The 25,777-nt window shown below is 62.1% G+C and carries 22 protein-coding genes, 1 tRNA gene and 1 pseudogene; 11 read left to right on the top strand and 13 right to left on the bottom strand.

Annotated elements, in window-relative coordinates; all coding sequences use genetic code 11:
- Window positions 1-296 precede the first annotated feature (296 nt).
- The 3 genes from HWY45_RS23410 to HWY45_RS23400 form a co-directional block, all read right to left on the bottom strand.
- Window positions 297-632: a hypothetical protein gene (locus HWY45_RS23410; protein ID WP_150998844.1), complete on the bottom strand. Its 336-nt coding sequence runs from the start codon at window positions 630-632 to the stop codon at window positions 297-299.
- On the bottom strand, window positions 622-5,310 hold the full coding sequence (locus tag HWY45_RS23405; protein ID WP_081069727.1) for an RHS repeat-associated core domain-containing protein: 4,689 nt from the start codon (window positions 5,308-5,310) through the stop codon (window positions 622-624). The genes HWY45_RS23410 and HWY45_RS23405 overlap by 11 nt, the downstream gene beginning before the upstream one ends.
- Before the next feature lie 62 nt (window positions 5,311-5,372).
- The gene (locus HWY45_RS23400) at window positions 5,373-8,546 is read right to left on the bottom strand and encodes a type VI secretion system Vgr family protein (RefSeq protein ID WP_150998839.1); all 3,174 of its coding nucleotides are present in this window, start codon (window positions 8,544-8,546) and stop codon (window positions 5,373-5,375) included.
- Window positions 8,547-8,893: 347 nt separating this feature from the next.
- Between HWY45_RS23400 and HWY45_RS23395 the strand changes: the two genes are divergently transcribed.
- A complete protein-coding gene (locus tag HWY45_RS23395) occupies window positions 8,894-9,694 on the top strand; it encodes a transporter substrate-binding domain-containing protein (protein WP_059803034.1) in 801 nt (266 codons plus the stop codon).
- Between the two features lie 229 nt (window positions 9,695-9,923).
- Here the strand turns inward: HWY45_RS23395 and HWY45_RS23390 are convergent, their stop codons facing one another.
- Both HWY45_RS23390 and HWY45_RS23385 read right to left on the bottom strand, forming a co-directional pair.
- Window positions 9,924-10,127 carry a hypothetical protein gene (locus tag HWY45_RS23390; RefSeq protein ID WP_059803036.1) on the bottom strand — a complete coding sequence of 68 codons (204 nt, stop codon included), beginning with the start codon at window positions 10,125-10,127 and terminating at the stop codon, window positions 9,924-9,926.
- 317 nt (window positions 10,128-10,444) lie between these two features.
- Entirely contained in the window at window positions 10,445-10,705 is a 261-nt protein-coding gene (locus HWY45_RS23385; protein WP_059558433.1) for a hypothetical protein, read from the bottom strand.
- A gap of 447 nt (window positions 10,706-11,152) precedes the next feature.
- On the opposite strand from HWY45_RS23385, the gene HWY45_RS23380 reads away from it, so the two are divergent.
- The 9 genes from HWY45_RS23380 (at window position 11,153) to HWY45_RS23340 (ending at window position 19,208) form a co-directional block, all read left to right on the top strand.
- Window positions 11,153-11,425 (top strand): hypothetical protein, encoded by a 273-nt coding sequence (locus HWY45_RS23380; RefSeq protein ID WP_063888732.1) that lies wholly within the window; start codon window positions 11,153-11,155, stop codon window positions 11,423-11,425.
- A 122-nt stretch (window positions 11,426-11,547) separates the two neighbouring features.
- The gene (locus HWY45_RS23375; protein WP_341772958.1) at window positions 11,548-12,459 is read left to right on the top strand and encodes a sulfite exporter TauE/SafE family protein; all 912 of its coding nucleotides are present in this window, start codon (window positions 11,548-11,550) and stop codon (window positions 12,457-12,459) included.
- A gap of 310 nt (window positions 12,460-12,769) precedes the next feature.
- On the top strand, window positions 12,770-13,297 hold the full coding sequence (locus HWY45_RS23370) for a PAAR domain-containing protein (protein WP_059883714.1): 528 nt from the start codon (window positions 12,770-12,772) through the stop codon (window positions 13,295-13,297).
- Window positions 13,294-14,025 (top strand): VRR-NUC domain-containing protein, encoded by a 732-nt coding sequence (locus HWY45_RS23365; RefSeq protein ID WP_059883715.1) that lies wholly within the window; start codon window positions 13,294-13,296, stop codon window positions 14,023-14,025. The genes HWY45_RS23370 and HWY45_RS23365 overlap by 4 nt, the downstream gene beginning before the upstream one ends.
- Window positions 14,026-14,034: 9 nt before the next feature.
- Window positions 14,035-15,150, top strand: a complete 1,116-nt coding sequence (locus HWY45_RS23360) for a DUF3396 domain-containing protein (RefSeq protein WP_059883716.1) — start codon at window positions 14,035-14,037, stop codon at window positions 15,148-15,150.
- 190 nt (window positions 15,151-15,340) lie between these two features.
- A complete protein-coding gene (locus HWY45_RS23355) occupies window positions 15,341-16,396 on the top strand; it encodes a DNA cytosine methyltransferase (RefSeq protein ID WP_081069842.1) in 1,056 nt (351 codons plus the stop codon).
- 21 nt (window positions 16,397-16,417) lie between these two features.
- Entirely contained in the window at window positions 16,418-16,885 is a 468-nt protein-coding gene (locus HWY45_RS23350; protein ID WP_081069843.1) for a very short patch repair endonuclease, read from the top strand.
- Between the two features lie 17 nt (window positions 16,886-16,902).
- A complete protein-coding gene (locus tag HWY45_RS23345) occupies window positions 16,903-18,252 on the top strand; it encodes an ATP-binding protein (protein ID WP_081069844.1) in 1,350 nt (449 codons plus the stop codon).
- Window positions 18,249-19,208, top strand: a complete 960-nt coding sequence (locus HWY45_RS23340) for an O-methyltransferase (protein ID WP_150998836.1) — start codon at window positions 18,249-18,251, stop codon at window positions 19,206-19,208. The genes HWY45_RS23345 and HWY45_RS23340 overlap by 4 nt, the downstream gene beginning before the upstream one ends.
- Window positions 19,209-19,657: 449 nt before the next feature.
- On the opposite strand, the pseudogene HWY45_RS23335 reads toward HWY45_RS23340, so the two are convergent.
- Window positions 19,658-20,104 (bottom strand): annotated as a pseudogene (locus HWY45_RS23335) (phage portal protein); the annotation flags it as partial.
- A 9-nt stretch (window positions 20,105-20,113) separates the two neighbouring features.
- Here HWY45_RS23335 and HWY45_RS23330 point away from each other — a divergent pair.
- On the top strand, window positions 20,114-20,557 hold the full coding sequence (locus tag HWY45_RS23330; protein WP_230946772.1) for a tyrosine-type recombinase/integrase: 444 nt from the start codon (window positions 20,114-20,116) through the stop codon (window positions 20,555-20,557).
- Window positions 20,558-20,633: 76 nt separating this feature from the next.
- Here the strand turns inward: HWY45_RS23330 and HWY45_RS23325 are convergent.
- The 7 genes from HWY45_RS23325 to HWY45_RS23295 form a co-directional block, all read right to left on the bottom strand.
- Window positions 20,634-20,709: transfer RNA gene (locus HWY45_RS23325), tRNA-Thr, on the bottom strand.
- Between the two features lie 19 nt (window positions 20,710-20,728).
- Window positions 20,729-21,253, bottom strand: coding sequence for a ClpXP protease specificity-enhancing factor (locus HWY45_RS23320; protein ID WP_059883719.1), 525 nt, complete (start codon window positions 21,251-21,253; stop codon window positions 20,729-20,731).
- 60 nt (window positions 21,254-21,313) lie between these two features.
- Complete coding sequence (locus tag HWY45_RS23315) at window positions 21,314-21,925, bottom strand: glutathione S-transferase N-terminal domain-containing protein (RefSeq protein ID WP_006400565.1); 612 nt, start codon at window positions 21,923-21,925, stop codon at window positions 21,314-21,316.
- 93 nt (window positions 21,926-22,018) lie between these two features.
- The gene (locus HWY45_RS23310; RefSeq protein ID WP_059558414.1) at window positions 22,019-22,777 is read right to left on the bottom strand and encodes a cytochrome c1; all 759 of its coding nucleotides are present in this window, start codon (window positions 22,775-22,777) and stop codon (window positions 22,019-22,021) included.
- A 21-nt stretch (window positions 22,778-22,798) separates the two neighbouring features.
- Entirely contained in the window at window positions 22,799-24,190 is a 1,392-nt protein-coding gene (locus HWY45_RS23305; RefSeq protein ID WP_059883720.1) for a cytochrome b, read from the bottom strand.
- Window positions 24,191-24,811 (bottom strand): ubiquinol-cytochrome c reductase iron-sulfur subunit, encoded by a 621-nt coding sequence (gene petA, locus HWY45_RS23300; protein WP_059558410.1) that lies wholly within the window; start codon window positions 24,809-24,811, stop codon window positions 24,191-24,193.
- Between the two features lie 217 nt (window positions 24,812-25,028).
- Window positions 25,029-25,775 (bottom strand): Nif3-like dinuclear metal center hexameric protein, encoded by a 747-nt coding sequence (locus HWY45_RS23295; RefSeq protein WP_059558407.1) that lies wholly within the window; start codon window positions 25,773-25,775, stop codon window positions 25,029-25,031.
- Window positions 25,776-25,777: the final 2 nt, after the last annotated feature.

Here is a 25,777-nt window from a genome sequence, read left to right as displayed (position 1 = left end):
TGTTTAACGACAGGTGGGGGGGGATCTGAAGGCCTGACTGGTCAGACCGGGGGTGGGGGGGGTGTTGGTGGGATGCCGGGGCCGCTCTGTTGTGGTGTCTCATGATCAAAATACTGTCCCTGGAAACGGGTCGGATGCGGATACCCGCCTCGCGTGCCGCCTCGCTGATCACCTCCTTCGCCTCGCCCCAAGGCTCGGAAGGACAACGCATCAAGATTCACGTTGAAGCGGAACTACTGATCACCACCACGAATGAACAAAGGGCCGCAGCTCATTCAAGCGCGGCCCTTTTTCTACTAACGCATGTAGACCGCCTTTAGAAGCTCTCCATCTTCAACGGCATAAATATATGTTACCCCACGTCCATTCTTATACATCCCTTGGTCCGCGACCTCAAACGGCACTCCACCGACCTCATAAGCTGGAAGAGGAGTAAATGAAACGGCAACTAAGTTCTCGTTTTTTCCAATATCGACCGAAACTTTGTAATTCTCTAAAGGCCACTCATCCTTTGACAATTTCCGAAATTCGGCCAAAGCCAGACCAAACACCTCGAAACAGTCTCCACGGAAAGAGAAGTCACTTGGATACTTAGTTGCCAACTCAAGAATATCATCTTGGCTATAGATCACGAGTGCCTCCCATGACTGTATAAACCTTGATCTTACCACTTGGCGTACCTAGGTATGAACGATGACACTTGTTCTTGAGCGTTGCAAGAGCACTAATTTCTTTATCTCTTCTTGAAAAATCATCGCTGTTGAAGTCATCCCGGCTTGGATCTGACGTTCTAACAATCTCTCCATTCGCTCCCAGCACAGAATAATCTCCATGCGTATGATAATCACCTACGATGGTTGCCCCCTTTGGTACTTGTGGCAATGCTAGAGCAGGGATAAAGGTTCGGCCCGTACCAGGAACAGGGATCGTCGCGAAATACTGGCCACCCTTTTCATAGACTAAACCACCGAACTCTTTGTTCGTACGAATGGACTTACCCATGACTGATTGGAGCGCACTACGTGCGGCAGCATCGGGACATCCTCCGCTATGAGGCGTTCGAGCTAGCCCGAGCGGATCAGTCCAGTGAATAGGATTGTTGGCGTACTGGAGTGCGTTCAGGCCGCCGGCTAATCCGATCGGGTCTTTCGAGATGAAGCGGCCAGAGTTGGGATCATAGTACCTGTGTCGGTTGTAGTGCAGCCCCGTCTCCTCATCAACCTGCTGCCCCTGGAACCGCAACGGATTCCCCGGCACGATCCCCGCCGCCTTCGACGCCCGCGCGATCACGTCCCGCGCCTCGCCCCACGCCTTGTACGACGCTTCCCACACGACGTCGCCGTCGTCATCCGTCAGTAACTGCGGCGTGCCGATCTGGTCACAGTGGTAATAGAACAGCTTCGCATCCGCCCGGCGCTCCGGCACCTTCTGCAGCAGATCGTCCTCCGGAACGTACCGATCGGTGCTCTTCCATACCGGCGTCGCGATTCCCTCCACCGGCTCCGTCACATATTGCGCCAGCGGCACGAACGTCCCCGGCTCGTAGATATAGTGCGTGCCGCGCGCTCCATCGCTTTCGTACGCCAGCGTATCGCCATCCCAGCCGAACACCGTCCGCTCGCCGTTCACTTCCTTCGCGATCCGGCGGCCGAACGCATCATAGAAATACCGCGCCTGGCTCTGCCGCGACGTCTCCGCCACGCGCGCCGCCTGCAAGCGATTGAACCCGTCCCACTCGTATTCCTGATCACCAGCCGGCGTACGCTTGCGGATCAAATTCCCCCGCGCGTCATACTCGAAGTGCATCCCCGCATACGCTTTCAGCAGATTGCCGAGCACCTTCGGCACTTCCGCCGGCAGCGTGCTTTCCGGCCTCACCGGACTGGGGCGCGAGGCCGGCGCAGCCTGCTGCTGAACCGGATCGATAATGTTGCTCGCCGGATCGAACGCAAACCGCTCCTTCGCGACGGGGTTGATCGCCTCGATCAGCCGCCCGACCGGATCGTATCGATAGTCGGTTCCGCCCTTGCGGCTGTCCTCGATACGCGACAATTGCCCCACCGCATCGTAGCGATACCGCCGCTCTGCCAACGGCGCCGGCGACGTCGTCCGCTGAACCGTCTGCTGCAGCACACGCCCGGCCGGGTCGTACATCGTGCGCTGCCCGACCTTGCTCGACAGCATCCGCACCGTCTCCCGGTGCAGGTCGTCGCGCTCGATCTGCACACGCTCTTCGCCGTCCAGCAGCATCCCGTGCACGTGCCCGGAGCCGTATATCAGCCAGTCGATCGCGTGACCATCCGGACGCACGGTCCGCCGCCGGTTACCCAGTTCATCGTATTCGTGATGCCAGACATAGCTGCGCGACTCGCCGAATACGTTATAGGCGTGATGCTCCCGAACGAGATTACCAACCGGATCGAAGAAGAACTGCACACGGCTGTACCGGTTCGCAGCCTCGACCAACCGTCCGCTCGGGTCGTACGCGAAACGCTCTTCGCTCTCGCCTGCCGCACGCTTCATCAAGCGGCCGCTCGCGTCGATTTCCATCGACGTCACGCTACCCGCTTCGTTGAGCGCAAGAAGGCTGCCGCTCTCCGGGTCATACTCGTAGCGCGTCACCTTCCCGTCGAAGCCGGTTTCTTCGATCAACCGCCCCGCCGGATCGTAATGGAACTGGTACGTCGCGAAATTCGCGTCTGTCAACGCAGACAGTCGGCCGAGGCGGTCATAGCGATATGCAAGCGTCTGTCCCAGCGCATCCGCGCGGCTCGCAATCCGGCCAACCGCGTCGTAGCTGTATCGCGTCGACCGGTCGAGCTGATCGGTATGCCGCAGCAACCGGCCTTCGGCGTCGTAATGCACGTGTTCGACGCCCGCCGGTGAACGAACTTCTGCGAGCTGCCCGTTCGAACCGTAGCGGTAGGCAAGCGCCCCGCCCGCCGCATCCTTCGCCTCGATCACGCGGCCAATATCGTCATAACGCCACTCGGTCTTCTTGCCGGAGCAATCCGTATAGCTCGCCAGTTGCCCGGCGTCGTTGTATTCGAGCGCCTTCGATCCGCCCTTCGCATCGGTGATCTCCGTCGGCAGCCCTTTATCGTTGTAGCTGTACTTCGTTACGCGTTCGAGCGGATCGAGTTCCTCGACGACATTGCCCGCGTCATCGTACTTGCGTTGCCATACATGACCGTTCGGATCGGTCATCCGGATCATCTGGTCCTTGTCGTCGTACGCCATCTCGACCACGCTGCCGTCCGCTCGGTCGTGGCGCGTCAGGTTGCCGCGCGTGTCGTAGCTCATCCGCTCAATGCCGCCATCCGGCCGGATATGCAGCACGAGGTTGTGATGCTCGTCGCGTCGGAACCATTCCTCGTTGCCGTCCGGATAGACAATCCGGTTCACGTAGCCGTGGATGTTGTAGTAGTACCGCGTCATCTGCCCAAGCGCATCGGTCACGTACGTCAGGCGGATGTGCGGATTCCATGCGAGGCGGATGTCGAGGCTGCCGTCGTCGGCGTATTCGCGTATGCACTTCGCGTTCGCGTTGTCGTCGGCGTTCGCGCCATCCCATTCGAGCGTCATCCCGCGCCCGGTGCGGTCGGTGTAGCGAGTGACGAGGTGCCGATGGTACTGATAGGTCCTCGCGTTGCCATGACGGTCGACCGCCCGCACGAGGTCGCCTTCGGCGTCGTACTCGTAGCGTGCGAGCGTCCGACGCTCGCCGCCTTTCAGCACCTGTTCGATCTGCACGATCCGGCCGTGCCGGTCGTGCTCGAATGCGAGCACGTTGCCACTTGCATCGATCAGCCGCGCAAGGCGATCGAGCGCATCGTAGTCGAGCGTGATCGTATTGCCTGCGCGGTCCTTCTGCATCGCGAGGCGGAACGCGTCACCGCGGCGCTCGTACACGTGCAGCGCGTCATGACCGTACGAAATCGTCACCCACGTATCGTCGAGACGCGACAGCGTCAGGTTCTCCGACAGGTCGTCATAAACGTCCCCAGCCGCCAGCGCACGATATTCGACGCTGCGCCCTTCCGGGTCGCGATAGAACCACTGGCCGCCCTTGATATCGATCCGGGTCGTGTACGGCGTAATCCAGCGCGCGCCCAGTTCGCCATTGTCGTAGGCGGACAAGCGCGACCGGTAGGTACGCTCCCAGACAACCGGCAACGCACCCGGCAGGTCGAAGTCCGTATGAGAGAACCGCTCGTCGCCGAACGCGAAATCGATCGACGCGACCGACTCCCCGATCGCACAGGCCTTGCAGCCGCTCTTGCCCGGCCCTTCCACCGGTGCCTGCCCGTTGGTCTTTTCCAGCCCTTCCTGCCCGCGCGTCTTCTGCGCCTTGCCCGTTCCCCCCTGCTTGACCGCCGCATTCTGCTCATGCAGCTTCCCCCGCGCCCTGGCCCGCCCCACAGCCTCGATCAGCTGCACGACGAGCCACATCATCTTGCCTTCCTCGCTACCTGCCAGCGAACGAATCGACTTCGCGACCTTCGGCGCTTCCGTCCTCAGAAACGCCACCGTGCCGCGAAACGGCTCGAGCCACACATCCGGCGCGAGCTTCGCGGCGGCGCCGGTCACCTTGTTCCCGACGGTCTTGCCGAGCGCCTTGTACCCCTCCCACGCGAACGCGATCCCGTCGCCCACCCGGCTGGTGCTGTACCACGGGCGCTTGTCGCCCATCTTCTTCGCGAGCTGCTCCGCGCGCTTCAGGTTGCCGCTGTTGTCGAAGAGCTGGCCGTGCAGCGCCTTGTCCATGCCCGTCGCGAGCGCGACCATCAGCTCTTCCGCCTTCGACGCGCACCCGTTGAGCAGCTCGACGAGCCCGGCCTTCAGCTTGTTCAGGAAATCCTCGATCTCGGTCGCACAGGTCGCATTGATATGCGTGACGAGCACCGAAATGATCGCCGCGCCGAGATTGCTGCGCGTGATCAGCAACTGGTTGCGCACGAGCGCGAGCAGCGGGCGCGCCGACATCCGGAACGGCGCGAGCGTCGGCGGCAGCGGAATGATGCCGATCAGGTTGATCGCGAGGCTCATGTAGTCGAGCACCTGGCCGCCGCGCTTCTGGATGATCTCGGCGATGTCGCCGAGCGCGTCGATCGCCGCCATGATGTTGCCGACGATCGGCACCGCGCCGGCAACGGTCTTCACGTCCTCGAACGTGATGTGATTGCCGCTGATCTTGCGCAGCCACGCGTCGAAGCGATTGCCGCCCTGCGCGACGTCCTTCGGCGAGATATCGCTGAGCCAGGTAACGGCCTGTTCCTTCTCGGCGCCCGGTGGGAGTTGTTGAGCCATGTTCTTCTATCGAATCGCGATTCGTTGTATTCGTTGTTCTCGACGGCTGCTGCGCCGCCCTCTCAGGATTTCAGCGGCCCGCCGAACCCGCTCGTCGGCAGCTTCATGCCGCCCGCTGCGGACGCCACCGACGTGCCACCCTTGCCGGCAATCCCGGCAACGTCGGGCAACGCCCCCTTCAACGCCCCCGTCGCGGCATTCGCCGCCGGCGCGGCCAGCGCCGCGAGCCCGCCCTGACGCGCCGCCTGCACCATCCCGGCCACCTGCTTCGCGGCGCCGCTCAGGCTCGAGGCCGTCTGCACCGCGGACGCGAGGCCCGCCCCGCCCAGCGCTGTCGCCGCGGCCGGCAGCGCAGCACTCGCGAGCCCGCCCAACGCAGCGCCTGCACCGCCACCGCTCACGAGCCCCATGGCCGCGGTTGCCGCGGCAGGCGCCATCCCCTGCAGCTGGCTGGCGAGCTGCCCCGTCGCTGCAGCCTGCGCGGCTTCGGGCGACGGCGCGACAGCCTCGGCCGGCCACTTCGCCTCCTTGAAGTAGTTCGCCGGCTGATCCGATTCGCGCGGGTCCTTGCCGAACTCCACGCGCACCGCCCCCGGCGGCAAGCCGCTTACGATCGTGCGGCCGCTGTCGTCGAGCGCGCCCTTCTTCAGCACGCCGCCGTTCACGTCCCTCACCGTGAACAGCCCGCCCTTCACCGCCTCGCCGTTCACGTACTGGTGCAGCAGCTCCAGCTGCCCCGGCTGATCCGGCCTCGGGCTCGGCAGCGGATACCCCTTGCTCGCCGGCCCGCTGAACGTATGCGACGCGCCCTTCACGTCGATGGCGCCCGGCGCGTGGATCTCGATGTTGCCGCCGGCGATGCGGATATAACCGCCGCCGCTCGTCAGCAGGATCCCCTGATCGGCCGCGATCTCGATCCGATCTGTCGCCGACAGCACCTTGACCGTCTTCTGCGCGGTCACCTCGACGTTGTCCGACTGCGCCTGGATCTCGACCTTGCCCTTGCCCGCGAACAGCTTGATCCCCGCGTTCTGCACGAACAGACTCAGCTTCTGGCCGATGCTCGCCAGCAGCGACTTGCCGGCCGCGACATGCACGCTCTGCCCGCTCGCAACGTTCACATGATCGTTCGCGACCACGTGCACCGACTGCTGCGTCGACATCCCGATCCCGGACGGGCTGCCGAACAGCATCACCGGTTCCTTGAATGCGTTCGCGCTGCCCGTGCCGCCGCCCGCCGTGCGGCCGCCCGATGCGCTGCCCGATACACTTTCTTGCGTCGCATCGGTGAACGCGCGCATCGTGTCGTGCGCGTCCTTCAGGCTTTCCGCCTGGTGCTGTTCGCTCACGCCTGACATCGACTCGACGAGGCTCTCGGCATTCACGAGCTGCTGCTGCGTTTCCTTCACGTCGAGCGGCTGGCTGTTCGGCGCCTTCGGGTGCGTGGTCACGTACAGGCCCTGGCTCGCGCGCACCGCGCCGTATGCATCGGAGCGCAGATCGAACCCGCTGCCGAGATACGACCCGCGCGAATTGCCGTTCTGGTCGATCAGGTAGCCGAGATGCAGCAGGCTGTTCGCGCTGCTGCTCATCAGCTGCACGCGGTTCTGGCCGGTCGCGTCGTCCATCACGAGCTGGTTGTAGCCGCCGCCCGAATATTCCTTCGAGCGGTAGCCGGACAGAATCCCGTCGCTATGCCATTGCGGCTTGGTCGCGCCGTTGTAGACGCGGCCGACGGCCAGCGGCCGGTCGCAATCGCCGCCGACGTAGTCGATCAGCACTTCCTCGCCGATGCGCGGCATGTGCACGCCGCCGTAGCCGCCGCCGGAATCCGACTGCACGACGCGTACCCAGCACGACGCGTTCTCGTCGCCCGGGTTCACGCGATCCCAGACGAACTGCACGCGGATGCGGTTCAGCTCGTCGGTGTAGACCTCCTCGCCCTGCGGCCCGACGACGATCGCCGTCTCGAGATGCATCTCCGGCTTGCGATGCTCGAACGGGCTGCGATACGGCACGCTCGCGCGCTGCGCCTCGACCTCGACGAGATAGAAGCCCACCGAACCGTCGCCATGCGGCACGCGAAACGCCGGATCGGCCGCATGGCCGGCCTGCGCCTGCGCGAGCGCATCGCGCAGGCTATGCGGGAAGGCCACGCCGTCGCTCGACACCGGCAGGTTGTTCTCGATCCACCACGCCACTTCGATCGTCGCGAATTCGCGCTGGTCGGCCGGGTCGCGATCGTGCTCGGGATGGTCCGACAGCGTGAAGCGCCGCCCCGCATCAATGCTGCGCACGCCGCCCGCGGCGTGGAAGCGCTTCGCCTGCGACTCCCATTCCTCCATCCGCACCTTCGTCAGGTGGTCGCCGCGCGACTGGTCGAGATAGGTGTACGCGCCGGTGTACTCGTAGACCTCGAGCTGGTCGGGCAGCTCACCCTGCGTGCCCATCGTCGGCAGCGTCGTGCCCTTCGGGTTCGACGGCGCAGACGGGTTCTTGTAGTCGAACGTGCGCGTCGTGCGCGTGACGCTCTGCAGCGTGCGGGTGCCGGTCCATTGCGTGAACGCATCCGCCTCGCTCGCGGTGCCCGCGCGATAGAAGCGCACCGTCTCCGGCGACAACGGCGCGAACGCCTGCAGGTTGTCGGTGATCACGAGCGTGTGCGACTTGCCGTCGTCGGCCTGCTGCCATCCGCAGTAGAGGCCCTCGTCCTCCATCAGGCGGTGCACGAAATGCCAGTCGGTGTCGTGCTGCCGCGTGTACGAGCGGCTCGGCAGCGGCTGCGACAGCGCGAAGCGGAAGTGGCCCTGCGCCTGCGGATGGCGGTTCAGCACGTCGGTGATGATCTGGTCGACGGTCGTGTCGTTCCAGATCCGCAGATCGCGGCGGAATTTCAGGAAATGGGTGAAATCGGCGAACGCGAGCTGGTAGGTCGTGAGCCCGCCGTCGGCGCCCAGCCGCCGCGCGGTATGCACGTAACCGTGCCGCGGCCGGTAGCTGCGATCGGCCTGCTGGATCCACAACGTCACCGGCTGCGCGATCAGCTTCTTCAGTTCCAGATCGCCGTCCGCCGCCAGCACGTCCAGCGTGAATTCGTAGGACCGCCCGATCCGCGCGCGGCCGACGGCGCGCTGCACCGTCAGCGTGTCGGCGCCCAGCGGCGTGTCGAGCTTCAGCAGGCGGTCCTGCTGAAGCAAGCCGCCTCGCAGCGCGGCAATCACGTTCTGCATGTTCATCGCATCAGCCTTTTTTCTTTTAAAGCACCCTCGGATGGCGCATCGTCAATTTGACGCTCGCGCGATTTTACCGACAAATTGAGACTGTAATCAGACAAATGACCTGATTTAAAGGAACCGGTTTGAATCACGATCGCGAGCCCGTACGGCAGTAAATCGGTCGATCGGCCGTCCGGCAAAGCCCGGCCGGCGTTGGCCGCCGCTGCGGCGCAGCATGCCCGTCGGCGCCTGCGCGGCGATTGCAATCAGGGCCAATTCGGCTATCGGTCGCGCCGGGTTGCGAGTAGTGTCTATTTGCCGCGCATTCCGGCTGCCGGGTTCTTAAAACACCCTATTGGAGATATGTGATGAAACCGTCGAGATTCCTGCTTTCGGGCCTGCTGCTCGCATCGGCCCTGGGCTTCAACGCCGTGGCCGCCCACGCAGAGGACCTGCTGGATTCGGTGAAAAAGGCCGGTGTGCTCAGGGTCGGCCTCGAGGGCACGTATCCGCCGTTCAACTCGCGCGGCACGTCGGGGCAGCTCGAAGGGTTCGACGTCGACATCGCGAATGCCGTCGCGGGCAAGCTCGGCGTGAAGACGCAGTTCATCCCGACCGAGTGGAGCGGCATCATCGCGGGCCTGCAGGCCGGCAAGTTCGACGTGATCGTCAACCAGGTCACGATCACGCCGCAGCGCAAGGAAGCGCTCGACTTCAGCCAGCCGTACACGTATTCCGCCGCGCAGCTGATCCAGCGCAAGGACGACAAGCGCGACTTCAAGTCGCTCGACGATTTCAAGGGCAAGAAGCTCGGCGTGACGCTCGGCACCAACTACGACCAGATGGCGCGAACCGTGCCGGGCATCGAGGTGCAGACGTATCCGGGCGCGCCCGAGAAGCTGCGCGACCTGGCGGCCGGCCGGATCGAAGCGACGCTCGACGATCGGCTGATGCTGCCGTACATGATCAAGACGTCGAACCTGCCGCTGCGCGCGGGCGCAGTGCTCAACGGCGGCAAGCAGGAGATGGCGATCCCGTTCCGCAAGGGCAATCCGAAGTTCGAGAAGGCGATCAACGACGCGCTGACGTCGCTGAAGCAGGATGGCACGCTGAAGAAGATCTCGATGCACTGGTTCGGCAGCGACGTGACGGTGCCGCTCGCGCAGTAATCGATTACATCGTTTCGCGCGTCACGCCGTTCGCGTGGACGGGTGACGCGCATTGCGGGACATCGGCCTTTCGGTCGATGTCCGCCTCATCGTTCGGAACGCGAATCGTTCGGTTGCCCGATCGAGCGCCTGGCACGACAAGCGCCGGCATCATGACCGGTCCGGCATTGCCGGCTGCTGTGCGCTTCGCCTGATCTCGCGCCACCCTTCCGATCCACGCCCTTGCCGCTTACGCGGCTTCGCCGAAGCGTGCGAGCAATGCCTGCCCGATCGACGTCAGCGCCGGCCGCGCGGCGACCGGGTTCGCACGAGCCTGCGTATCGTCGACGAGATGCTTTTCGACGAGCACGGTGTAGGCCGGGTTCGACAGATCGACGCTGTCCGGCGCGCGCGCAATGCGCAGCAGCATCGAGAATTCATGCGGACTCAACATGGTCCTTGTCTCCCTGTCTCAGGCGGTCCGATGCGAACCGCCTTCGATCGTTTTCTGGAATGAAACTGCGCGGGCGCACGCCCCGATGCGGATGGGTTCGCATCGAAACCGTACGGCCGGGCGCGTCGTCACGGACAGCGCGTGAGCGGAACCGTCGCGATCCCGCAGGGCGAGAAGATGCGCCACGGCGAAGCGGCCGCCGCGACGAGAACGTCAAACCATATTGGGTGATCGTGACGTCGACATGACATCAAAAAAGGGCGCGCGAACGCCCGCGTCGCGCCTCGCGCGGCGCAAGTCGTGATGCGGGTCGACGCTCAGCGTGTTCGGTCGTCGCCGTCGGCATCGTCCTGTTCGAGAATCTCGAACACGCGCGCGGCCTTGCCGTGCAATTCGCGCTCCAGCCTGCCTTCGAGGCGGTCGTCGGCGCGCAACCACGTGTACGCATCCAGCACTTCGGAGCTGGTCGGGCCGACGTCGAGGATCTGTGCGATCAGTTCGTCCTCGACCGGACCGACGATCGCGCGGATCTCGCTTGCCGTTGCATGGGCGCTTTCGGAATGGTGCGTGACTGGCATGATGACGCCCCCATAAAAGACGCGCGCGGTGGGCCGGAGGTCGGCGCCCGAACGGTTGCGGGCGACGCAGGTGAACGGCCGGCCGCGCTCACGCGGCGGTCGGAGCCGAGGGCTCGCCGCCGTTGCACGACACCTCGTCAGGATACGCTCTTGCGACGCAAACGGCCCCGGCTCATCGCGCTGCCATCAAGGGGATAGGCCGTTTGGCCAATTGGTCATCTCAATATGCGAGGCGATCTATATTGCTGGCAAACGAGAGGTTTTTCCGGTGCAACGAAGATTGTCAGCATTCGTGTCGGAAACGGATGCCGGAACATATCCGCGAGCTGATCGTCAGGAGCCGAATCGCAGAGGGAAGGAATGGCATGCAGTAAACGAAGCGCGGGCCGCGCGTGCTGCAACACGTTCGGCCCGCTGACCACCGCCAACTCAACCAAGGAGCTGATCATGGCTAACGCCGATCATAAGGCACGTTCGAAGCGACAAGAACGGAAGAGCACCCTTCGGTTGCCGCTCCGAAACACTCCCGACCCGTCCATGACGACGGACCGGCCCTGCATCCCGTGGATGGCCGTCATCGACGAGTACATGCAGCTGTTCGGATTCGAACCCGGCGGGCATGTCTATCTCTCCATCAACTTCGACACGCGGAAGATTTCCATCACGCCGGATTATGGAGACATGCAGAGGGTGAAGGCCGGACGGGGAGCGGAATGCTGACGGTTTGATTCACCGCCAATTTCTTGAGCTGAGCAAAGTCCGGAGGCCGTACTTTTCAGCCCCTTGCCATGCCTTATCCGGCATACATCGAGGAGACAATTGAAAACGTTGTCCGGTGAGGCATCCCCGCGGCGTTACTGTGCGCTGCCCCGTCACTTTCGCCCATATTCGGCGCGGCTTCACATTCGACGAGAAGAGGAAAGGTCATGAGACAAAGCGGATCGGCCGCATTTGGGGGCGGCGCCGTCATTGGCGCATTGGGCGGGCTGATCGGGTTGGGTGGCGCAGAATTCAGGCTGCCGATGCTGATCGGAGTGTTTCGCTTCGTCGCACTGGAGGCGGTGATCTTGAACAAGACCATGAGCCTGGTCGTCGTTGCGGCGGCGCTCGTCTTCCGCACGAAAGTAATACCGCTGACATTGGTTGCCGAACACTGGGCGATCGTCGTGAACCTGCTCGCGGGCAGTTTGATTGGTGCATGGATCGGTGCGAGCTGGGCGACGCGACTTCGCTCCGAAACGCTCTACAAGGTCATTGCCGTCTTGCTCGTCGCCATTGCCGCAGGACTTGTCTTCGGCCACAACCGCGCCGGGATGGGCCACCCGTTACTGACTGGCGTTGCTCAAGCAATCGCTGGCGTCGTCGCCGGATTCGTCATAGGTGTTGTCGCGTCGTTGATGGGTGTCGCCGGCGGCGAATTGCTCATTCCCACACTCGTCCTGCTCTTTGGCGCCGACATCAAGCTCGCAGGCAGCCTGTCGCTCGCCGTCAGCCTGCCGACCATGCTCGTAGGCTTTACGCGCTACAGCCAGGATAAAAGCTTCAAAATCCTCAAACACCAACGTGCGTTTGTGACTGCGATGGCACTCGGCTCTATCGTGGGAGCCTTCATCGGCGGACGGCTACTGGGAGTGATGCCGAGTGCGGTGTTGCTTCCGCTTTTGGCGCTGATTCTCGTTATTTCCGCGTGGAAAGTCTGGCGTCACGCGCAGGAAGCAAGCATTGCCGCTTCCGCCGAGAACAAGCGGGAATGAAAACGCGAAGGGGCTACGCAAACATCGCGTAACCCCTTGCTGGATATGGTGCCGGCTGCAGGACTCGAACCCGCCACCTGATGATTACAAAGCACTTGAAAACGTCAACGATTGCAAGGGGTTAGCGCATTTCCGCGTTTCCAAAACAGATGGTTCTGTCTGCGTTCCAGCCTTATCTGACAAGGGGCCGCCGCTGATTGGAAACGCGGTCGGAGAGGTATTCAAACGAGCCTTCCCGGCAGTCCTGACAGGGCGAGCGGGTAAGCCCGTCGTGCTAGATTCTTCGCCGGCATTCCCATGAGGATTCGGCATGACTTCAGCATTCATCCGCGAAGGCGACACCACCAGCCACGGCGGCCGCGTGCTCGCGTGTACGTCGACCAACATCGTATTCGGGAAGCCGCTGGCGCTCGAAGGCGACATGGTGTCGTGCCCGAAGTGCGGCGGCGTCTATCCGATCATTGGCGTCCGGGTGCGCAGCATGACGTTCGGCGGGCGGGCCGTGGCGACCGATGGGGACAAGACGGCGTGCGGCGCAACGCTGATCGCGTCGCAAGGCCAGGCGACGGTAGAACCGACGTCCGGCGCGGGCAGCTCGATCGGCGCGGGTAAAAGCGTTCTGGCGCAGAACGTCGCGCAGGACGACGGCGCGTATCGCGGACGCTTCCAGCTCGTCGACGACAAGACGCGCGCGCCGATCGCGAATCATCCATACACCGTGACTTCCGCGGACGGCAAGACGATTCAAGGCTCGACGGACGCAGACGGTCACACCGATTGGCTCAGCAGCAACCAGGCGGCGTCGTTGTCGTTCCAGCAGCCCGGGAGCAGTGAATGAGCGGCGGCTATTCCCCGGGCTCTTCCTCCGGGGGCATGAGCCAGGGCGGCCAGACAACCCAGGTCGGGGTAAGCGCGGCCAAACTCTCTCCGAAAGACCGCAAGGTGCTGTGCCACACGTTCTGCGAGTGCCGGCGCATTGGCGTCGCGACGAAAGCCGGGACCATCCAGCGGCAGCGGTGCGTTGAGATGCGCCTCGGGCTTCCGAACGAAGTGTCGAAGATGCAGACGGGCGTCCCGACCGAATACCGCCCGGAACAGCCGTACGATATGACAACGGATCCGCCTGAGCCGATCATGGACTACGACGACCCTCTCGAGCCCAATACCGGGATTCGGCGGTGGATCAAGGACAAGTGGCCGATCAAGGGCAAGAAGTACGAGAAGGGCGACGTGCGCCGCCCCGACGTCGTCATCGTGAACGACCCGGCACAGCCGCCCGTGCAGTCGAACATCAAGACCGTCGTGGAGATGAAGTTCCCGGGGGACACTTACGGCCCCGACCAGGAAGACGACTATATCGAGATCGCCGGCGGCCCGTCGAAGTTCGTCCACCTCGGCGCGGCTGACTGCGGATGCGGCGACGACGACGACGGGCAGAAGAAGACTTCGCGCTCGAGGCAAACCGCCTCACAATCTGACCTGGACGAACTGTACGGGACCAGCCCCAGCGCGCCCGGAGCCCCGCCGCTCCCGCCGCCGCACGTCCAGCCGCTCCCTGCTTTGTAAGCTGACGCCATGACAAACGACGAAATCGCTGCCTGGGCCAAGGATCCGCGCCGAGCGGACACGATGCCCTTCGGCCTGTACGAACCCGCGCACCAGAAGGGCATCACCGGTGCCGCCTTGGTTGTGCGAGGCGTGCTCTACTTCCGCGACGGCTTCACACCCGCCGTCCGCCAAGCCCTGGTGCGCTGCTTCACGCAATACAACGCGGCGATCGAGGAATATCACCACGCGCTCGAGGTGGCAGCCGGCGAGCATCCATCGAAATCCGGCCCGTTGCGCTGGCTGTATGCCGAGGGCGAAGAGCCGGCCCAATACGACAAGGCGCCGGGATTCGAGAGCATCGCGGCGCGCGTGCCCGCCGACGAAACGCTCGCGGTCGCGATGACGAGCGCCGACCACAAGCTCGCCACCGGGTTCTACGAATTTACCGTGTTCGCGCTGAGCGAGGGGAAAGCAGCGCGCAAGCGCGGTCTCGACGGCCTGGCCTTCACCGTGCCGCGCTCGTTTCTCGTTCAGCGGCCGGGCGTATTCGAAACGCTATTCAATGCGTTCGCCAAGGATCTACCGACCGTCCACGGGCACGGCGGCCTGGCCGTGAACGTGCCCCCGATGGGGCGGCGGCCGAACGAAGCCAGCGAATATTTCTACGCACGTCGCTTCGGGCCTGGCATCGACGTCGGCGATCCGATGCGATCGACTGTCCGCAAGCTCTACACGAAGATCAAGACCGTCGACTGGCTAAATGCGCTCGATGGCGATCTCGTTCGCGCCGCGGGCGATGCATCGTCGCTCATGCTTCCGCCTGACTGGTTCTCCCGCCAGCCATTCGGTGACGGCGGACTACTGATCAAGGCCGGCGTCGCGCCGGAGTCCGGCGTGTCCAACGGACCGGGAGTTCCCGTCTCGCCGCCGGCCGCGTACGTCATTCTGAATCGCGCGCTGAAGCCGATCATTGCGGATTCGGTCGATACGCTGCAGGACGGGACGCTCGATAGCACTGCGCCGCTGCTCAATACGGTCGTCGCGACCGAAGGATGGCTGCGCCGCTTTGATGTGTCGGATGACGAGCTCAACGCCTGCTGGGTGGAGTTGCACAAAACACCCAAACTCCATAAGGATGCGTAGCCGTCTAGGCGCGAGCGTCGTTCGCGCCAAACACTGAGTTCGACATACATCCGCGGGGTGCAAGGCGGTCGTGTGTTCCGTCCGCATCGCTGCGGAAGCGGTCGTCTGTACCGCCACGATCGGGCCGCCGCTATACTTATCCGTTAATCTTCGCCAGCCGGCGTGCTCTAGACCTTCCCGGCTCTCATTTATGAATCTTGTTGATCTGTTCTGCGGATGCGGGGGATTTTCCCTCGGCGCTCATCAAGCCGGCTTTGACGTAAAAGCGGCCTTTGATGTTGACCCAATTCTAACGTCGTCGTACCGGACAAATTTCCCAAGGACGAATCTGCAACTTAGGGACGTGAAGACGCTCAACGGCCGAGAAATCAGGGACGCAGCGGGGGGCGAAGTTGACGGTATATTTGGCGGGCCCCCTTGCCAAGGGTTCAGCGACATTGGAAAACGAAACGTCAACGATCCGCGTCGCGAACTCCTTCAGGACTTTTTCCGGATTGTGGACGAGGTGCGCCCTCGGTTCTTCGTGATGGAAAACGTCCGTGGCCTTTCCTACAGAGATGCACGCGAGCTTCTGGAAAAGGGGATCAACCGATTGGGGAATCGGTATTCGATCTCGGGGCCCGTCCTTCTGGATGCCGCGAACTTTGGCGCCGCAACGTCGCGAACCCGGCTGTTTGTTATCGGAACCGACCGGAAGAGATGCCCTGAAGTAACGATAGAGGACATTCTTGATCGGCAGCGACGTCCGACCACCGTGAAATCGGCGATATGTGACTTGGCCGACGCAACGCTCGTCGAAGACCCTGCCGACGGATTCGATGTGTGGCGCATTGCCAAGCGCGGACGACCGTCCGAATACGCGGGGGCGCTGCGGAACGCAGACGGCAGTTTCACTGGCAATAGGCGGACCGTTCATCAACCGAAAACTACAGAGAGATTCGCACGCGTTGCGCCGGGGACACACGATCCCATTGGCAGACACTACAGGCTGAAATGGGACGGACTTTGCCCGACTCTACGTGCGGGTACCGGCTCAGACCGCGGATCATATCAATCGGTGCGACCGCTTCACCCGGAAGAACCAAGAGTGATCACAATTCGCGAGGCGGCTAGGCTTCAAGGCTTTCCTGACGCGCACCTTTTCCATCCGACGATTTGGCACAGTTTTCGCATGATCGGAAATAGTGTTTCACCGATCATGTCGAAGGCGATCTTCGGTGCCATCAGGGATAAGCTAACTGCCTAGGTAGAGTTTGAGGCCAGGGTTATGGTGGATCGTCTCACGAAGGAGCGCAGATCGTGGTTGATGTCGAGAGTACGCTCAACGAACACATCTCCCGAACTGCGCGTCCGACGTGCGGCACACGCGCTAGGGTTACGCTTCCGTCTGCACGTCAAAACGCTACAAGGAAAGCCAGATCTAGTATTCCCGCGGTATCGAACAGTAATTTTCGTACATGGATGCTTCTGGCATCGACACCCCGGCTGCCGGAAAGCATCTACTCCCAAGACGGACACCGAGCACTGGACTGCCAAATTTGCCCGCAACGTTGAACGCGATGCCGCGAACGAGAAAGTGCTACAAGCAGAGGGATGGCGCGTTGAAACAATCTGGGAATGCGAGTCAAAATCTCCGGAAATGCTGTACGCTCGGCTACAGCGGATTTTTTTCGAACGGGCAGACGTATCGGAAGTGACGAGAACGTCGCCCGCAGGGAACATCAACAATAATTAGCGCTAGGGGAATCAACTATGGCGACTGCGACGGATAGACCGAAGATCAATGCTGAGCCCACCAAGACCTTCTTTGTCGACATGCTCACGCGCGATATTGCGCTAGAGCAGGCTGTGCTGGATTTGGTCGACAACTCGGTCGACGGCGCGAAGGCAATGAAAGATGACGGCGAGCGGCCGTTTGAGGGCCGAGAGGTCCAAATTACCTTCGATAGCGAAAAATTCACTATTTGGGATAATTGCGGTGGCTTTGACAGCGACACGGCACGAAACTACGCATTTCGCTTTGGTCGGCCAGCAAAAGCTAAAGCTACTCCCCACTCTATTGGTCAGTTTGGAGTCGGGATGAAGCGGGCACTCTTCAAATTCGGGAATAGATTTTCCGTACGGTCAGCCACATCGAATGACGCATGGGCTGTGGATGTTGATGTCGAAACATGGGAAAACGACGAATCCGGCTGGGAATTTCCGTGGGCAGACTTTGAACCCAATGAAAAATTGTCCCAAAATAATCCGGGTACGGAAATTATCGTCTCAGACCTGCGGCCCGAAGTAAGTGGTAAATTTTCTTCGAAAAATTTTGAAAACAGCATTATCGGGCTAATAAAATCAAAGCATCGCCAATTTATTGCAGGCGGCCTTCAAATTTCAGTTAACGGCTCCGCAATTAATGCAACGAGCGTTCAATTGCTCATGCGGGATGACTTTACGCCGGGAACTGATGAATTGGAATTCGGCGAAGGTAACAATCGAGTAGCAGTGAGAATTATCGTCGGGGTTGGTCCGAGCTCCCCGCGAGAGGCCGGTTGGTATGTCGTCTGTAACGGCCGAGTCATTCTCGAGGCAGACAGAAGAGCCGTGACCGGCTGGGGGCTCATTGAGGAGAGTTCCAACTCTCTTTTGATCCCCACATTTCACAACCAATTTGCTAGGTTCCGCGGAATCGTGCATTTTGATTCACAAAACTCTTCCCTTGTTCCGTGGAATACCACGAAGACGGATGTGGATCAAGACAACGCAATATGGCAGGCTTCGTTTGAGCGCATGATGGAAATGATGCGTCCCGTCATCACGTTCCTCAATGAGCTCGATTCCGACATCGACGAGCATACACGGGAGCAAAGTCCGTTGTATGAGCACATTTCCGCAGCAAAAGTCGTGAGGCCGGAAGAATTGCCAAGAGCCAAGGCCGAATTTGCTGCCCCTGCACGAGGCACGCTCGCGAAGCGAGTGAAAACTGTAAAAATTCAGTATTCGAAGCCCGTGAGTCAAGTCGAGCATTTGATGGAGGAGCTTTCTCTCGGGTCGGCTAAAGCAGTTGGAGAGCGCACATTCGATCTTATTTTCCAAGAAATGGGTGAAGAATGAGCGCCAGTTTCCGACGGATCGATTATTCACTGCGGCCGGCAAAGCACGCCGAACGGCGGATGCTCTGTGACATTTTCCGACGACTCCGCCCATTTGGGCGTGTAGAAGATTACGTATACGTTGGCTTCGGTTCGGTTTGGTTTTCTGATTTTTCATTATTTCACCGTGCGCTGGGAATCAAGAGCATGATTTCCATTGAGCAAACAACCGCAGCAAAAGAGCGAATAGAGGCAAACAAACCGTTCCAGATTCCGGTCGTCTATGACACGTCCACCAATGTCCTGCCGCGACTGGATTGGGCACAAAATCAGTTTCTCTGGCTGGATTATGACGACCCGCTATCGTTGGATATGATGCACGACATGCGCACTGTGGCCACACGCGCGGGGTCCGGTACAGTTCTGGCAGTATCCGTTCAATGCTCGCGCGCCCCGCAACTAGCCGCGTTCGAAGATCAGGGGCCTCCATCAGCGATTGAGCGTTTTGCGCAGACATTCGGACGCGATCGCACTCCGCCGGACGTCAAAGAGGTACAGCTTTATGGATGGAAGTACGGCGCCCTTTCGCGCTCAATGCTCTTTCGCGAGGTAGAAAGCGCGTTGTCGGTCCGAAACTCGCAGGCCGGTGCACCCAAAATGAGCTTTCGTCCTATCTGCGAAATCGAATACGAAGATGGAGCAAAGATGACCACTGTTGTCGGAATCTTTCATCACGACGACGACGCAGAGCTGATCACTCAGTGCCACTTCGACACCCTGGACTTCCTCGTCGGTAAGGCTCAACCGATCCGCATCTCTGTTCCCAAGCTCACGCCAAAGGAATTCCGAAAACTCGAAGCGCAGTTACCGCTTGCCGCCGGCGCCGAACTCGACACCGGAAGCATGCCGCCCAGCGACGCCAAGCAATTTGCGGATTTGTACAGGTACCTGCCAAATTTCGCTGTGCTCGAGACCTAATGTGACAGGCGACAGAACGGCCGGAAGGCCAACACCTCACCGCTTTGTTACGGGTAAGGCCGAGACTGCATAATCAAGGCGCATAAAACCGCATACAAAAAACGGTCCAGCAACCCCCGCCCGGCCCGCGCCGGGCAGGCCGCGGCGCCCGATGCATGCGCGCATAAAAACCGCACGTTCTTGCGGGCAGGTGGGGCGGGGTCACAACTGCGCGCGCCGGGGCGCGGCCGGCATCCTCCGGCAGGGTCCGGCCCCAGGAATGCCCCGCCGGCGCGTTACGCGGCCCGCCACGGGCCTGCTGCCGGTCGGCCCGGCTTGTCACGACCATCGGCAGGCGGCCGCCCTGGCGCGCCCGATTCCGCCTCGGCCGCGCACAAGCGACGGTCGCAAAAAAGCCGCCGGCACCGAAGTGCCCGGCGGCTTTGTTTGGCCGGTTGTGCGTTCGCGCGTCAGCCCTTCGGCATCTCGAATTCCCTGAACCGCACGACCTCGATCCCGAGCCAGTCGTTCACCTCCCGAAGCCGCGCCTTCAGCGGTTCGATCTCGAGGCCATTGAACACCCCGGCCGCCTTCTCCACGTCACCGAACCCGCCCGCATTCGACGGGATGATCCCCATCAGCTGCGGCGGCGCGCGGTGCGCCGCGAGTTGGTCCTCGACCGTCACCTTCTTGATGTTCCAGAACTCGTCCTTCGCCGCGACCTCACCGATCGGCAGTAGCTGGATGCCGTCCTTCTTCCCCTTCGGCGCGTACATGAACAGGTTCCGGAAGTTGCCCGGCCCCTTCGCGTTCTTCAGCGCCGAGCGCAGGTTGTCGGCGTCCTCCTGCTTGTCGGCCGGATCGGTCATGTACAGGATGAAGCCCGCATGGCTGCCGTTCTTGTAGTAGCGCCGCTGCGCAACGCGATGGACCTGGCCGATCTCTGCGCACAACGCCCTTCGGACGTCCTGCGCGTGCAGCGCTCCAACATCGTGCGCGGCAACCTCATCTTCCGCACGCAGAAGACGGGAGCATTCGTCACCGTACAAATCACGGGCGACCTCGCGGCGCTGATCGAGCGACTGCTCGCCTGGCGTGGCTCGAAGGTCGACGTGTCGCCGTACCTGTTGCGCGACGAGGAAGGCTATCCACTCACGAAGGGCAAGCCGCGTTCGCGCTTCGACAAGGCGCGCGAGCAGGCTGGCATCGACAAGGCGAAATTTCAGTTCCGCGATCTCCGCGCGCGCGGCGTGACGCACAAGACGATCGACGAAGGATTGGAGGCCGGGCAGCGCCTGGCAGGACACAGCGGACCAGGCATGACGGCGCGATACGTGCGCGGCGCGCGGCCGGTTAAACCGTCTCGCTGACGCGCATTGGAAACGTGAGGGGGTGATTGGAAACGCAAAGGGGTTACGCAAACATCGCGTAACCCCTTGTCAGATATGGTGCCGGCTGCAGGACTCGAACCCGCCACCTGATGATTACAAATCAACTGCTCTACCAGATGAGCTAAGCCGGCGTAAGCGCGAGATTCTACCTCATTTCACGATCTTGAGGCGAGGTCTTCCGCCCTTCGATCCGTCGCCGTCGGACGTCGGCGGCTCGTTCGCGCCTTCCGACGGTTCCTCGTTCGCGCCGCTGTCGGTCACGGGCGCGAGCCCCGGAGCCGTCGTGCCACGCTCGTCGCCACGCGCGTCATCCGCCGGCACGTCATCCGCGAACTCGCCGGAATCCTGCCCGTCCTCCGCGACCGCGTCGACCTGGAATGCCATGCCCTGGCCGTTCTCGCGCGCATAGATCGCGAGCACGTTGGCCACCGGAATCTCGATCTTGTGCGCCTTGCCGGAGAACCGCGCGGTGAACTCGATCCACTCGTTGCCCATCTGCAGCTGGCTCGTCGCCTCGAAGCTGATGTTGAGCACGATCTCGCCTTCGCGCACGAACTGACGCGGCACGCGCGTCGAATTGTCGACCCTCACCGCGATGTGCGGCGTGTAGCCGTTATCGGTGCACCATTCGTACAGCGCGCGCAGCAGATACGGCTTCGTTGAAATCTCTTGCATCACAATCCTCGAACCGGAGCGAGGCACGCGGCCCTCCGCGCACCCCGCCCCGTCATGCCATTAACGACGCATGACCTTTTCGGACGGCGTCAGTGCTTCAATATACGCCGGGCGGCTGAAAATCCGTTCCGCGTACTTCATCAGCGGCGCCGCGTTCTTCGACAGCTCGATGCCGTAGTGATCCAGGCGCCACAGCAGCGGCGCGATCGCGACGTCGAGCATCGAAAACTCCTCGCCGAGCATGTACTTGTTCTTCACGAAGATCGGCGCGAGCTGCGTCAGGCGATCGCGGATCGCGAGGCGTGCCTTCTCGTGGTTCTTCTCGGCCGCCTTGCCCTTCTCGTTCTCGAGCGTGCTCACGTGCACGAACAGTTCCTTCTCGAAGTTCAGCAGGAACAGGCGCGCGCGTGCGCGCTGCACCGGGTCGGCCGGCATCAGCTGCGGATGCGGGAAGCGCTCGTCGATGTACTCGTTGATGATGTTCGATTCGTACAGGATCAAGTCGCGCTCGACGAGGATCGGCACCTGGCCATACGGGTTCATCACCGAAATGTCTTCCGGCTTGTTGAACAGGTCGACGTCGCGAATCTCGAAGTCCATGCCCTTCTCGAACAGCACCAGCCGGCAACGCTGGGAGAACGGGCAGGTTGTGCCGGAATACAGAACCATCATATTTGCATTTCCTCAAAAAAGCCGAGGGCCAGCGCGCGGAAGAACCCGCCTCCGGGTTCCGCCTTGCGCCGGCCCCACGCCGGTCAGGCGTGATTACTTGATATCTTTCCAGTACGCGGCATTGAGCCGCCAGGCCAGGAAAGTCAGGACGCCGAGAAATACCAGCACCCAGACGCCAAGGCGTTTGCGGGTCTGCTGGGCCGGCTCGGACATCCAGGTCATGTACGCCACCAGGTCGGCCACGGCAGAATCATAATCCACCGGCGACAGCGTCCCGGGGCTCACCTGCTGGAAGCCGACGAGCGCGTGCACCTTCTCGCCCGTCTCCTCGTCCGTCTTTTCTTCGAATTTCGCGGTGCGCTGCCCCTGCAACTGCCAGAGCACATGGGGCATGCCGACGTTCTCGAACACCGCGTTGTTCCAGCCGGTCGGCCGCGTATCGTCGCGGTAGAAGCTCCGCAGATACGTATACAGCCAGTCGCGGCTGCGTGCGCGCGCCTCGACGGACAGATCGGGCGGCGGGGCGCCGAGCCAGTTCTGCGCGTCGTCGGGCCGCATCGCGACGGACATCGTGTTGCCGACCTTGTCGGTCGTGAACAGGAGATTCTTCTCGATCTCCTTCTGGGAAATCCCCAGATCCGTCAGACGGTTGTAGCGCATCAGGTTCGCGCTGTGGCAGTTCAAGCAATAGTTTACAAACAATTGCGCGCCATGCTGAAGCGAAACGAGATTTTCCGTGTTATCGGGCGCCCGGTCGAGCGGAAAATTACCCTCCGAGGCGGACACCGGCGCCGCGAACAGCGCACATGCGGTCGCCCCGATCAGCGCAAGCGTCGAAAGCAGTTTCTTCATGTCGTTCTCTCCTCGCTCACGTTAATGGGGCTTGAAGCGCACCCGCTCCGGCGGCTGCTTGAACGTGCCAAGCGGCGTCCAGAACGGCATGCCGAGGAAGAACGCGAAATAGATCAGCGCGCACACCTGCGCGATCACCGTGCCGACCGGCGATGGCGGCCGCGTGCCGAGGAACGCGAGGATCAGGAACGCTGCGACGAAGATCCCGAGGAACACCTTGTGGAACAGCGGGCGATAGCGGATCGACTTCACCGGGCTGCGGTCGAGCCACGGCAGGAAGAACAGCGACACCACCGCCGAGCCCATCACGACGACACCCCAGAACTTCGATTCCGTCAGGTACATGAACACGACGACCGCCACCGAGAGCACCGGCAGGCCGACCTTCCACTTGCCGCGCGCACGCACCAGCGCGAGCACGCCGAGCAGCGCGATCACGATCATCAGCACGATCTTGAACGGGTCGGTGGTCGCGCGCAGCATCGCGTAGAACGCGGTGAAGTACCACACCGGCGCGATTTCCGGCGGCGTCTGCAGCGGGTTCGCCGGGACGAAGTTGTTCGCCTCGAGGAAGTAGCCGCCCATTTCCGGCGAGAAGAACACGATCAGCGCAAACACCATCAGGAACACGCACACGCCGAGGAAGTCGTGCACCGAGTAGTACGGGTGGAACGGGATGCCGTCGAGCGGGATGCCGTTCTCGTCCTTCTTTTTCTTGATCTCGATGCCGTCCGGGTTGTTCGACCCCACTTCGTGCAGCGCGACGAGGTGCGCGATCACGAGGCCGATCAGCACGAGCGGGATCGCGATCACGTGGAACGCGAAGAAGCGGTTCAGCGTGACGTCGGACACGACGTAGTCGCCGCGGATCCACAGCGACAGGTCCGGGCCGATGAACGGGATCGCCGAGAACAGGTTCACGATCACTTGCGCGCCCCAGAACGACATCTGGCCCCACGGCAGCAGGTAGCCGAAGAACGCCTCGGCCATCAGGCACAGGAAGATCGCGCAGCCGAAGATCCACACGAGCTCGCGCGGCTTGCGGTACGACCCGTACATCAGCCCGCGGAACATGTGCAGGTAGACGACCACGAAGAACATCGACGCGCCCGTCGAGTGCATGTAGCGGATCAGCCAGCCCCACGGCACTTCGCGCATGATGTACTCGACCGACGCGAACGCGAGCGTCGCGTCGGGCTTGTAGTTCATCGTCAGGAAGATGCCGGTGACGATCTGGTTGACCAGCACGAGCATCGCGAGCGAGCCGAAGAAATACCAGAAGTTGAAGTTCTTCGGTGCGTAGTACTCGGTCACGTGCTTCTTGAGCATGACCGTCCACGGAAAGCGCGCGTCGATCCAGCCGACGAGGCCGGACGACTCGGTCGTGACTTCGTTGTGTTCCGTCGTCGCCATTTACGCTTCTCCTTTCTCGTCCCTGCCGATCACGAGCGTGGTCGCCGACGTGAACATGTAGGGCGGGATGTCGAGGTTCTGCGGCGCCGGCTTGTTCTTGAACACGCGACCGGCGAGGTCGTAGGTCGAACCGTGGCACGGGCACAGGAAGCCGCCCGGCCAGTCATCCGGCAGGTTCGGCTGCGGACCCGGCACGAAACGTTGGGAAGGCGTGCAGCCGAGGTGCGTGCACACGGCCATCACGACGAGGATGTTCTTGCGGTCGGCCCGCGCGCGATATTCGTTCGCGCAATACGCGGGCAGCGGCATCGAATACGGGGATTTGCTGGTCGGATCGGCGACTTCCTTGTCGGCCTTGACCACGTCGGCCAGCATCGCGTCGGTGCGGTTCAGCACCCACACGGGCTTGCCGCGCCACGGCACGGTGATCATCTCGCCGGGCTTCAGTGCGCCGATGTCGACCTCGACCGGCGCGCCGGCCGCCTTGGCTTTCGCAGACGGCGCCAGCGACGCCGCGAAAGGTACGACGGTGGCAACGCCTCCCACGCCACCTGCTACGGATGTCGCAATCAGCCAGGTACGGCGGCCGCTGTCGACGCGTTTGTCTTCCTTGTCTCGCATCACACGCCCCACTTCTGAGTTGGATTTTCCGTCACGACTTTCCATTCCGCCGCTAGTTTGCTCGAATGGAGTCGCCATTTACAAGGCCCGGAGAAGAAAATCCCTTCGAAGTGTTTGATAGTTAAGGGTTTTCCCCCACCATCAAAGTGAACGGCCCGGCACATTGTTAAGCATTCGCTTCATAGCGAATTTTCGTGCACCGCCGCAAAGCGGCCGTTCACACCGGATTGTGGATGTCGATAAACAGGTGTTCCAGGTCGAAATGCTCGGACAAATGCGCGCCAAGTGCCTGGATTCCGTAGCGCTCGGTCGCATGGTGCCCTGCCGCAACGAACGCGACGCCGCTTTCCGCGGCCGCATGCGTGACCGGCTCCGACACCTCGCCGGTCAGGAACACGTCGACGCCCGCGTCGATCGCCGCGTCGAAATAGCTCTGCGCGGCGCCCGTGCACCAGCCGATGCGGCGCAGTTGCTGGTCCGGATCACCGAGCACGAGCGGCGTGCGGCCGAGCGTGCGTTCGACCTTGGCAACGAAATGCTCGAGCGTCACCGGCATCGGCAGCGTGGCCATCCAGCCGAGCTCGTTGTCGCCGAAGCGCGACTCGCCGATCAGCCCGAGCTTCGCGCCGAGCTGCGCGTTGTTGCCGAACTCGGGATGCGCATCGAGCGGCAGGTGGAACGCGAACAGGTTCAGGTCGTTCGCCAGCAGCAGCTTCAGGCGCTGGTACTTGCGGCCGGTGATCTGCGGCGCCTCGTTGCGCCAGAAGTAGCCGTGATGCACGAGCACGGCATCCGCCCCCCATTCGAGCGCCGCCTCGAGGAAGGCCAGCGACGCAGTCACGCCGGTCGCGATCTTCTCGACCTTGCGACGGCCTTCGACTTGCAGTCCGTTCGGGCAATAGTCCTTGAAGCGCGCGGTTTCGAGGGTATTGTTCAAGTACAATTCAAGTTCGATCCGATCCATAT

The sequence above is a fragment of the Burkholderia stagnalis genome, from assembly GCF_902830275.1.
GTDB lineage: Bacteria > Pseudomonadota > Gammaproteobacteria > Burkholderiales > Burkholderiaceae > Burkholderia > Burkholderia stagnalis.
This window is presented reverse-complemented; position numbering and strand designations above follow the sequence as displayed.